General features: G+C 64.5%; 9 protein-coding genes and 1 pseudogene. 3 read left to right on the top strand and 7 right to left on the bottom strand.

The genetic code is table 11. From position 1 onward, the window contains the following. Positions 1–94: 94 nt before the first annotated feature. The 6 genes and pseudogenes from AC5RW2_RS30350 to AC5RW2_RS30325 all read right to left on the bottom strand — a co-directional run. A pseudogene (locus AC5RW2_RS30350) lies at positions 95–721 on the bottom strand (transposase); the annotation flags it as partial. A 271-nt stretch (positions 722–992) separates the two neighbouring features. After that, on the bottom strand, positions 993–1157 hold the full coding sequence (locus AC5RW2_RS30345) for a hypothetical protein (RefSeq protein ID WP_493963794.1): 165 nt from the start codon (positions 1155–1157) through the stop codon (positions 993–995). 629 nt (positions 1158–1786) lie between these two features. Then, positions 1787–3217: a DUF1254 domain-containing protein gene (locus AC5RW2_RS30340; RefSeq protein ID WP_493963793.1), complete on the bottom strand. Its 1431-nt coding sequence runs from the start codon at positions 3215–3217 to the stop codon at positions 1787–1789. A gap of 20 nt (positions 3218–3237) precedes the next feature. Then, entirely contained in the window at positions 3238–4014 is a 777-nt protein-coding gene (locus AC5RW2_RS30335) for an SDR family oxidoreductase (protein ID WP_493963792.1), read from the bottom strand. After that, on the bottom strand, positions 3986–5128 hold the full coding sequence (locus AC5RW2_RS30330; RefSeq protein ID WP_493963791.1) for a 2Fe-2S iron-sulfur cluster-binding protein: 1143 nt from the start codon (positions 5126–5128) through the stop codon (positions 3986–3988). Before AC5RW2_RS30330 ends, AC5RW2_RS30335 begins: the two co-directional genes overlap by 29 nt. Continuing rightward, positions 5125–6021, bottom strand: a complete 897-nt coding sequence (locus AC5RW2_RS30325) for an alpha/beta fold hydrolase (protein ID WP_493963790.1) — start codon at positions 6019–6021, stop codon at positions 5125–5127. The genes AC5RW2_RS30330 and AC5RW2_RS30325 overlap by 4 nt, the downstream gene beginning before the upstream one ends. Positions 6022–6256: 235 nt before the next feature. Here AC5RW2_RS30325 and AC5RW2_RS30320 point away from each other — a divergent pair, with 235 nt between their 5' ends. The 3 genes from AC5RW2_RS30320 (at position 6257) to AC5RW2_RS30310 (ending at position 9000) form a co-directional block, all read left to right on the top strand. Continuing rightward, positions 6257–7441 (top strand): acyl-CoA dehydrogenase family protein, encoded by a 1185-nt coding sequence (locus AC5RW2_RS30320; RefSeq protein ID WP_493963789.1) that lies wholly within the window; start codon positions 6257–6259, stop codon positions 7439–7441. A 42-nt stretch (positions 7442–7483) separates the two neighbouring features. Continuing rightward, positions 7484–8413: a VOC family protein gene (locus AC5RW2_RS30315; RefSeq protein WP_493963788.1), complete on the top strand. Its 930-nt coding sequence runs from the start codon at positions 7484–7486 to the stop codon at positions 8411–8413. 146 nt (positions 8414–8559) lie between these two features. Further along, positions 8560–9000 (top strand): nuclear transport factor 2 family protein, encoded by a 441-nt coding sequence (locus AC5RW2_RS30310; protein ID WP_493963787.1) that lies wholly within the window; start codon positions 8560–8562, stop codon positions 8998–9000. 423 nt (positions 9001–9423) lie between these two features. Here AC5RW2_RS30310 and AC5RW2_RS30305 read toward each other — a convergent pair whose 3' ends face one another. After that, a complete protein-coding gene (locus AC5RW2_RS30305; RefSeq protein ID WP_493963786.1) occupies positions 9424–10134 on the bottom strand; it encodes an IclR family transcriptional regulator in 711 nt (236 codons plus the stop codon). Positions 10135–10156 lie beyond the last annotated feature (22 nt).

Here is a 10156-nt window from a genome sequence, read left to right as displayed (position 1 = left end):
AACAAAGCTCAAGGGCCTGAGCCCGGTGCAATACCGTGCTCAGGCCCTCGCAGCCTAGGCTCTTACTTAGCCAGTCCAACTTTCGGGGACCAGTTCACTTGAGCTGGGGTGTTTCGTAGAGGGTCATGTCGCGGAGCATGGCGAAAAGGACGTCGCAGCGCCTTCGGGCGAGAGCGATGAGTGCTTGGTTGTGGCGTTTGCCCTCGGCACGTTTCCGGTCGTAATAGGCGCGTGAAACCGGGTCCTTCAGGGCCGCGAAGGCGGAGAGGAACAGGGCGCGTTTGAGGACTTTGTTGCCCTTCCTCGACGGATGGTCGCCGCGGATCGAAGTACCCGATCTCCAGGTCACCGGGGCGAATCCGGAGTAAGAGGCCAGATGCCCTGCAGAGGCGAAGTCCTTGCCGACGATCTCGGTGATGATCCGTGCTTCCGTCCTGACGCCGACCGCCGGCATGGAGGTCAGGACGAGGTGAAGAGGGTGGGCCTCCACCAGTTCTTCGACCCGGGCCAGGACCTGGGCACGGGAAGTTCGCAGCTGGAGCAGTTGTGCGGCCAACTGCGGCAATACGATGCCGGCCGCTCCGGTCCCGGAGACCACCACGGTCTGCTCACCCAATGCTGCGAACACCTCGGCCGCCCAGCCTGCCCGCGGCGCAAACCTGACCAGCAGCGCGGTCACCCGGGCCTGGCCGGCCTTTCGCAGGTCTTCCGGGGTCGGGTATTTGACCTGGGGCTGATGTCAGGGGTCAGAGCCCTGTCATCCTGACGGTGGCCGGCTCCCCGGCGAAGGCTGCCGCAGGGTTCGGACTCCTCCGGCCGCCGGCGATGAGGAGACATTCGGGGGCTGCGGGGATGGTGATGAGTCCTTACTCTCAGGGCGGTGATACGTACTGTGGACACGCGAGATGCCCCTGGCACGGAAGGGAAAGGTGCTAGCCGCTGGCATTGGTAACGGGAGCCTTGATCAAGGCAGCCGGGTGGCCCGGCGGAACTTAGGGAACCAGGCTTCCGGCAGAAGAAGGGGCCAGACCGTGGAACGCCCCATAACGGCGGCGGTTGGCTTCCGCCAGTCCAATGATGGTGGCTTCAACGTCTTCCAGGGACCCCCGGATCCACGCGAGGGTGGTCAGGTCCTCGGAGCCTTGAGCCCGGGTCACTCGATGACGCCTCCAAGAGCGCAGCCCGGCGGCTGATCCTGCCGGAAAGTTCGAGGATCAACGGCAGGAGCATTGCCAGGGGCTCGTCCCGCGACAGGTGCGCGGAAGCTTCTTTTCCAGCGCCACCGTGGGCGACGGGGAGGGGCAGGCGGGAGGAGGTAGTGGTCATCGATCTGTCCTTCCGGGTTGTTCAAAGTCCTGGTCCTTTTGAAAGTGTCCCGGTACGCCGGAAGGGGAGTTCCGGGGTAGGTTCATCCCGCCGCAGATCGTCCGCGCCGCAGGCACACCGTCCGCCACCGGAATGGGCCTGCGGCCGGACAAGCTGCGGCTCTACCAGCCCGGGCCCACTTCCCGATCAGCGCAGCCAAATACGAAACGGCGGCTTCCAAGGCCAGCGCGTCCGGGTTCGCTGCCGGGCAGAGGTAGCGGGCGGCGAATTTCTCCTGGATAGCCGGCTGCCGGGCGAGTAGCCCTGCACGCCCGACCTCACCGTTCCTGGATGTTTCCAGGAGTTCTTGATAGCAGCGCCCGCCCGTGTGTCGTAGCTGAGGGGAAGCATTGGTCAACTCCGGCCAGTCGCCCGCGCGGTGTGAAGTAAGGAACGGCCGCACACCGCGCTGCCTACCTGCCTACCTGCGGGAGACAGGCGGCATGGTGAAGGTGCCGGCTAGAACCTCCGCGCCTGGGATGTAGGACCGGGCGAAGAGGAGGAACGGCTTTCCGTCCGAGGGACTTGGCAGCCAGTTGGCCGACTTCTCCGCGGAGGGGGCCGTCGACTGCACTTGGATATCAATGCTGCCGTCCGGATTGGTGATCAATCCTTCTGTCTCACTGCTGATGACGTAGCGGTTGATCGGGTTGGGTGAGGGGAACTGGCCCCTCTCGCGGACTTCGTACAAAGAGATCGACCAGAACGCCTCGGAAGGGATTCCGCCCTTTGGGAGGCGCAACAGGTAATCGTTGCTCCCGAGCAGCGGAGCAGTGTCGGCGTCGGTGAAGGTGCCCCAGTAACTGGCTTCCCTCCGATCCAGTCCAAACATCCCGCCGCCGGTGGCCACCGCGAGCGCGCGCGTGGCGTAGTCCCGTTCCTCGGAGGTGCCGAGCAGTGATCCGGGCGGGCTGTAGTAGGTCCAGCCCGTTCCCCGGCCCGCGCTTGTCGTCGGTTTTGTGCTTGCGAACTCCTCCATGTAGCGCCCGAATTCGGGGTACCCGGCAGACCAAGCCTTCTTCGTGTCTTTGGGTAATGTGTCCCAGCTGCAGTCGGACCCGCAGATCCCGACCTCGCGGAACCTGTCGACGAGCACGGTGTCGTGGGAGGGAGGCGGGTTCAGCTCGAGCATCTGATTGACCACATCGAGGTAGTTTTTCGGGTCGCCGTCGACTGGCTGAATTCGATCACTCGCTCTCCCCGACACAGGCTGCACGGGGGTAAAACGGAAACCGTCCTGCACAGCGTTCGCGGCTGCTTGATCTTCGGGCGCGGTCGTCTGCACTCTGAGGTTGACGTAGACGTCGTTCGTGGAAGCGCGTACCACCGTTGCATCGGAGGCGGGTTCGCCCTGCCAGTCCGGTCCCACAACGAGGTATTTTTGTGCTTGTGTACCGGTCGTCCGCTCACCTGCGTAGAAGAAGGTGTTTGAGTAAAAGTCGATCAGGGTGATCGAGTAGTAACGAGAGCCTGTATCCGGGGTGTCCAGATAGACCGGCCCGGCGGACAGGTCCAGCCAGGCGGTGGAGTATAGAACGTCTTGGCTCGGGCCGTTCGCCCATGTGTCGTCGGGCCCGGCAAGAGACCGTGAGTGTGCGAAAGTATTCAGCGCAGTGCTGGTCCTCGCGCTGGTCGTTTCGAGTGCTGTCCATCGTTGGCGGGATAAGTCGTACAACGGAAAGGCGTAGTCGTAGGCTTCTTCGAGCATGGGGTGCAGGTCGGCTAAAGTTGATGCTGGTTTCGGTTCCGGGTCGCTGTTGGCGCAGCTCGTAACGGCGACCAGTACAAGGCACATGCTGGCCACTGAGATCGCCTGGCGAGTCCGGATTCTTTGCTTTCGCTGATGCGTCATTAGATTCCTTCTGTCGGTTGCTACCAGGTGCTGTCGCCGCGTAGCACGGCATCGGCGCCGCCGTCAACGAAAACGACCTGGCCGGTGATGTGAGAGTTATTTGGGGAAACCAGCCATGAGATCACGGAAGCGACCTGCTCAGGTCGGCCGTGGCCGTGCAGCGGCATTGGGACACTGCTGTCGATGGCCTGGAGGCCTTCCTCAGAATCGAGCATGGCCTGGATCATCGGTGTGACAATCGTCCCGGGGGCAATGGCGTTGAGTGGGATACCAGCGCCGGCCCACTCCGGCGTAATTGCGCTCCGGCGGACCCAGCGTGCGACCGCAGCCTTCGACGACGCGTAGATCTTGGCCGCGTCGCCGCGGTCCACGGCCGAGCGCGCGGCGGCAACTGCAGCCGTCTCGTCGCCGGCGAGCGCGGCCTCGACGATCGCCGGATCGGTGGGATGCAGCGACGCCACCGAGGAGATCATTACGGCTCGCGGGTCGGTGCCGGCCATGAGCAGAGGTCGCAAGCCATCGAGGGTGGCGACAGCGCCGAAATAGTTCACCGCCACAGTGAGCGGGTCGAAGAGCGCCAGGCCTGCGCATGCCACGACGCCATCGAGTCGGCCGCCGGTGAGTTCGTGGGCCTGTTCGACGAGTGCACGCCGACCTTCCGTGCTGGCGAGGTCGGCGGTGATGTCACCGTCGTGCAGATCGGCGCCGACAACACGAGCGCCGTGGCTACGCAGATGAGCCGCAGTCGCGGCGCCGATGCCGGAGGCGCTACCGGTGACGAGATAGGTCCGAGTCATGTCCTGCCTTTTCTTGGCTAAGTGAAGTCTGGAAGAAGCCCTTTTCTGGGCTGGGTGAAGTCTGGAAGGCATCGTATGTGACCCTGGCCTGCTCACTGACGGGCAATGCCTGGCACGCAAGAATGAGGCCCTCGCGAAGATCCGCTGCGTCCAGGACCTCGTTCTTTTCCATGTGCACCTCGCCCTCCAGGAGCAGGCAAGCGCACGCACTGCAGGCACCTTCCCGGCAGGAGAACGGTGCATCAAGTCCGGCATTGAGCAGGACGTCCAGCAGCCGGTTGCCGCTGGGCCAGGCCAGAGAGCGGCTCTGCCCGTCCAGCTTCACTTCCACGACCATGCTGTCTCCCGCCGTGTCGCTGACGACGGCGTCCATGGGGGCAAAGGGATCGGTGGCCAGCGACGTAAAGCGCTCGATGTGGATCCGCTCCGGCGGCATCCCCAGTGTGTGCAGGGCCTGCTCGACACAGTCCATGAACGGCCCTGGACCGCAGATGAAAACCTCCCGGTCGGTGTACGGTGCAGCAAGCGCTCCCACGGCGGCCCGGTCGGGAATGCCCTGAACGGTCTCGAGCCAGTGAATGACGTTGAGCCGGCCCGGATGTGCCTGGGCCAGCGCGATGAGCTCCTCGCGGAAGATAACCGATGCCTCATCCCGATTCGCGTAAATCAGGGTTACCACACCGGTTCCCGCGGCCAGCACCGATTTGAGGATGGACATCACCGGAGTCACCCCGCTGCCGCCGGCAAAGAGGAGAAAGTCGGTGTCCAGGGAGCGCGGGGTGAAGGTCCCCGCAGGACGCAGGACCTCCAGGATGTGCCCCTCCACCACGTTGTCGCAGATCCAATTGGAACCGTAGCCGTCCCGGGTGCGCTTGATGGTTACTTTGAGCTTTTCATCCTGGTGCGGCGAACTGCACAGCGAATAGCACCGGGCGGCGCCGGCCGGCCGCTCGCTCGGAATGCGGATGGTCAGGAACTGTCCGGGCTTGTAGCTGAAACTGCCCTCGCAGCCGCCGGCAGGTTCCAGGACCAGGGTGTGCGCGTCAGCTGTCTCACGGATCACCTCCACCACCCGCACCTGCAGCGGAACTATTGGCGTCGTCGCGCTGCTCATCGCGCTGCCTCTTCCCTGCGCAGGAAGGCGAGCACGGTGCTCTCGAAGGCGGCCTTCTGCTCGATCATGGCCCAGTGCCCGCAGTTGGGGAACACGTGCAGTTCCACATCGGGGATGGTCCGCAGAGGCACCAACGCCGCGTCCAGCGGTGTAACGCGGTCATCGCGTCCCCAGGTGATCAGCGTCTTGGCCTTGACCTTGTGCAGCAGAGCCCAGGCGGGCGCGGCATCGGACTCGGCTGCGGCCCCAGCCAGCGCATTCATCGCCACGCGGCTGTACATCTTGCGCGCGCTGTCCAACGTCTGCGGATCAGTCGCCTGCTCCCAGCGCTCGTCGATCAGCTCCTCCGTGACCAGAGCCTGATCGTGAACCATCGACCGCAGCCACTGGGTCAGCCGCTCCCGCGTGGGATCCTCGGTGAACTCGACCAGCAGGTTGATGCCTTCGGCCGGGAACGGGCTGAAGATATTCAGGCCCATTCCGCCCAACGTCACCAGTCGGCGAACACGGTCGGGATGGTTGATGGCGTACTGGGTGCCCACCATGCCGCCCATCGAATTGCCGATGACGTCCACCCGGCCCAGGCCCACGCCGTCAAGCAGTTCGATGACCGCCTGCGCTGCCGCATGCATTGGATGCTGGTCGGTGGGATCGCTGACGCCAAATCCCGGAAACTCAAGCACGTAGCAGCGGAAATGCTCGGCGAAGGCTGGAAGGATGCCCCCGAAGTTCCGCCAGCCGGTCACACCGGGGCCGGAACCGTGAAGGAAAAGCAGCGGCGGCCCTTCCCCCCCTTCGTGGTAGCGCAGCACGCCTTGCTGGGTCTGCAGTTCCCGCAGGGTTGACTCATAGCTGATCCGGGCTGCGATGCCTGGTTCAAGATTTGTGGTCATTTCTCAGGCTCCTCGGTATGGGAATCTCTTCGGCCTACGGGAACCCTATTCAGCGCTCCGGCGGGCGGCTACGCAGGGTCCCGATCACCGGGATGACCGCCCGGCAGCGGCGCCGCTGGCAAGCGACGGCCCGTAATCTCAGTGAATGGGACATCCGGCGATGCCCGGGAGGAACGCGCTTAGATTCAAACAACGGCGGCGCCGACGCCCCAGACGAAGAAGGGAGAAGCGATCAATGACTATTACTGCAAGCTCCGATGTGCTGACCGAGCGCGGGGAGGAACTTCGCTCCTACGGCCAGATTAACGAAGACTTGGGCAAGCTCAACGACGGCACCGTGGACATCCTGCGCCAGTCCGGCGTCATGAAGCTGCTTGCCCCCGTCCAGTACGGCGGCACGCAGGCACATCCGGTGGAATTTGCCGAAACGGTCATGAAGATCGCCAGCCTCGACGGATCCGCCGGGTGGGTTGCCGGCGTGGTCGGTGTGCACCCGTGGGAACTAGAGCTAATGTCGCCCAAGCTGCAAGAGGAAATCTGGGGAGCCAATGACGACACCTGGATCTCCTCCCCCTATGCACCGATGGGGGTGGCCACGCCGGTCGACGGCGGCTACCGGTTCAGCGGGCACTGGCAGTTCTCCTCGGGCACCGACCACGCCGATTGGGTGATTCTGGGCGCGTTCCTCGGCGATGCCGAGGGCCAGCCGCTGAACCCGCCGCAGTTCCTGCACCTGGTGGTCCCCCGGGCTGACTACACTATCGTCGAGGACTCTTGGAATGTGGTGGGCCTGCGCGGCACCGGAAGCAAGGACGTCATCATCAGGGATGTTTTCGTCCCCGACTACCGTGTGGTGAATCAGGCCCAACTCTTCGAGGGCAAGGTGGCCCGCGAGGCCGGCAAGACCGATCCGATCCACAATATCCCGTTCTACTGCCTGTTTCCGCTGGGAATCACCGCCGCGGTGATCGGCATTGCTGAAGGTGCCCTACAGGCCCATCTGGATTACCAGCGCGACCGCCTGCAGATCAACGGTTTCAAGAGCCCCGAGGACCCGTACAGCATGTACGCGGTCAGCGAGGCTGCCGGAGAGATTCGTGCGTCCCGGGCGGCGCTGCTGGACAACATCAGCAGGATCTACGACACCGTCGCTGCCGGCCGCGAAGTCAGCCTCGAGCAGCGCGCAGTGGGCCGCCGCACCCAGATCCAGGCCGCCTGGCGCGCCACGGCCGCCATAGACACCATCCTGTCCCGCTCCGGCGGCAATGGGCTGCGCATGAACAACCCGATCCAGCGATTCTGGCGCGATGCCCACATGGGCCTGGCCCACGCCATCCACGTGCCGGGCCCCACCTACCACGCCGCGGTCCTCACGGAGCTGGGGATCGAGCCGCCGGCCAACCTGGCCGGCATGGTCTAGCCACCTAACCTCAACATCAAACAGCAAGGGGAGGAAGAAAGAATGACGCACATCCGAGGACTGGGCTACCTAAAGGTCCAGACCCAGCACATCAGCCGGTGGCGCGAGTTGACCATCGAAGGTCTGGGATTCGCCGAGGCCGTGGGACCGGACCCGGAGGCATTATATCTGCGGATGGACGAGCGTGAAGCCCGCCTGATCGTGCTGCCGGGAGAATCCGACAAGGTACTGGCCGTGGGGTGGGAGGTCCGTGACCAGTTCGCCCTGGCCGAGGTTGCCAAGGCCGTGGAGGCCGCCGGCATCGCTGTCAGCTGGCTCACCGAGGAAGAGAACGACGAACGAGGCTTGGAGCAGGTGATCTCCTTCGCTGATCCCGGCGGCACCCCGGTAGAGATCTTCTTCGGCCCCAGGCTGGACCACAGTCCTCTGAAAACCGGTTACGCACACAAGTTCGTCACCGGAGCCCAGGGCATGGGCCATGTGGTGCTGCCCACGACGGCGATGGAGGAAACCACCTCCTTCTATACTGACGTCCTGGGCTTCCTGCCCCGCGGCGCCGTCCGACTCGGCCCGCAGCGTCCCGCCGTCCGGTTCCGTTTCTTCGGTATCAACCAGCGCCACCACACTCTGGCCATCGGACCGGCGCCGCACGGCGAAGAGCCGGGACTGGTGCACCTGATGGTGGAGGTCGAAGACTTGGACACCGTGGGCCAGGCACTGGACAAGGTCAAGGGCCTGGGCTTCTCCCTCACTGCGACACTGGGCCGTCACACCAATGACAAGATGGTCTCCTTCTACGTCCGCGCACCAGGCGGCTGGGACATCGAATACGGCACGGCCGGCATGCTAGTGGACGAGACCTACTACACTGCCGAGGAGATCACCGCCGAAAGCTACTGGGGCCATGACCACTCCGAGGCCGAGCCCTACGCCGCGTTTGTGCCCCGCGAGACCACTGCCGCGACAAGCTAGCTCCGAGGGACCCGTTGCTAGCAGTGGGAAGGCGTGACGCGCTGGCAGCCGGCTGACGCTGAGCAATGGTGGAAGGAGGGTGCAATCGCCCTACGTGGGCTGCACCCTCCTTCCGCTTCCACAGACCTGCTTCCTAAGGAACCGGCATGACAACTTCACCAAACCACACCGCCGTGGACAGCGACGTCGAACTGATCCGCCGCCTGACCCACGAGTACTCCACCAACCTCGACAGCACCCGGTTGGATGACCTGGTATCCCTGTTCACCGAGGACGGCGTCTGGGACGGTGCTGCCTGGGGGATCCCGGAGGTACAGGGGTCGGAGGCATTACGGGAATTCTTCGCGGCGACCGGGGCCGCGCAAGCCGGCACCTGCCATTTGGTCCTGAACCACGTCATTGACGTGGATGGAGACACGGCCACCGGAACCGCGTACTTTCATGCCTTTGGCCTGGCCCACGACGGCAGCCGGCAGGATTCCGTGGGCATCTACACCGACCGGTTCGTCAGGACCAGGCAGGGATGGAGGTTCGCCCGCCGCTCGGTCCACGGCCTGCTGACTGCTCCGGCCGTCGGCCAGTCCTGAGCCGGAAGGATGACACATGGATACAGCAAACCCTTCCCATGGATGCTCCTCTCGTAGCGACTCGATTTTCGTGTCGATACGGCCCCGCCCCAAGGCCGGGTACGGTCGTTCACACATGGGATCGCCCTCGAGTATGCCAAGGACGGCCTGCGCACGGTAGCCGTCGCCCCCCCGTCTCGATCGCCAGCGGGATAACGGCGCGCCTTGGACTGCCCGACGACGCCGACATGTCGAACTCACGCCCCGCCCTCGGGTCAGTCATTTCCTCGCCGGACGTCGTCGCCGGTGATCGCGATGCTCACCTCCAACGACGGCGCGTTCGTCACCGGCACCGACCTGCGCATCACAGGCGGAAACCCACATATAAGGATGCCCACCGATCCGGCGGCCGGCCGGAACTGACCCGGCAGCCGGACCGGTGGGTCAGTCCCGGGGAAACAGGGCCTCCGACACCTGGCGGGCGGCATCGATCACCAGCGGTGCCACCCGTTCCATCGGATCCCTGACGCCGCCCACCACGGAGATACTGGCGACAGGCTCCCGCCGGCTGCGGATTGCCGCAGCGACACAGGCGATCCCCTCGAAGCTTTCGCCGCGTTCATAGGCCAGGCCGCCACGCTGCCGGATGCGGCTGAGGTCTGCGTAGAGCATCTGGGAATCCTTGATGGTCTGCCCGGTGAGCGCATTAATGCCGCCCCTTAGCACTTCGTCAACTTGCTCGGGATCCATCCAGGCGAGCATCGACTTGCCCAGAGCCGTGGCATGTGCGGGCATATTGCCGCCCACCCGGGACGGCACGGACAACGCCGAGCGACCGCCGACCTTGTCCAGATAGTAGACGCTGGCCCCATCAAGGACGGCCAGGTGTACCACCAGCCCGGTACGCATCTGGAGGCCGTGCAGCAACGGTGCTGCCTCGGCGCGGATCCGGTTGTTTCCATTGTCAGCGGCGCCGAATTTCAAGGACCGCCAACCTAACCTGTAACCACCGGCGGTGTGTTCAAGCCAGCCCAATTGGACCAGCTGATCCAAGATCCGGTGGGTGGTGGAGCGGGGAAGATTCGTCCGGTGCGCGATCTCGTCGAGCAGTAGCCTGCCGGTGCAGTACTCGAAAGCCTCCATGATCAGCGTCATCCTGGCCGCCATCGACGGCGGC

This window comes from Arthrobacter sp. B0316-1-20 (assembly GCF_059091865.1).
This window is presented reverse-complemented; position numbering and strand designations above follow the sequence as displayed.

Coding starts and splice junctions, on each gene's coding strand:
- AC5RW2_RS30340 (WP_493963793.1), bottom strand. CDS start 3,217: ATGACGCATCAGCGAAAGCAAAGAATCCGGACTCGCCAGGCGATCTCA.
- AC5RW2_RS30335 (WP_493963792.1), bottom strand. CDS start 4,014: ATGACTCGGACCTATCTCGTCACCGGTAGCGCCTCCGGCATCGGCGCC.
- AC5RW2_RS30330 (WP_493963791.1), bottom strand. CDS start 5,128: ATGAGCAGCGCGACGACGCCAATAGTTCCGCTGCAGGTGCGGGTGGTG.
- AC5RW2_RS30325 (WP_493963790.1), bottom strand. CDS start 6,021: ATGACCACAAATCTTGAACCAGGCATCGCAGCCCGGATCAGCTATGAG.
- AC5RW2_RS30320 (WP_493963789.1), top strand. CDS start 6,257: ATGACTATTACTGCAAGCTCCGATGTGCTGACCGAGCGCGGGGAGGAA.
- AC5RW2_RS30315 (WP_493963788.1), top strand. CDS start 7,484: ATGACGCACATCCGAGGACTGGGCTACCTAAAGGTCCAGACCCAGCAC.
- AC5RW2_RS30310 (WP_493963787.1), top strand. CDS start 8,560: ATGACAACTTCACCAAACCACACCGCCGTGGACAGCGACGTCGAACTG.
- AC5RW2_RS30305 (WP_493963786.1), bottom strand. CDS start 10,134: ATGACGCTGATCATGGAGGCTTTCGAGTACTGCACCGGCAGGCTACTG.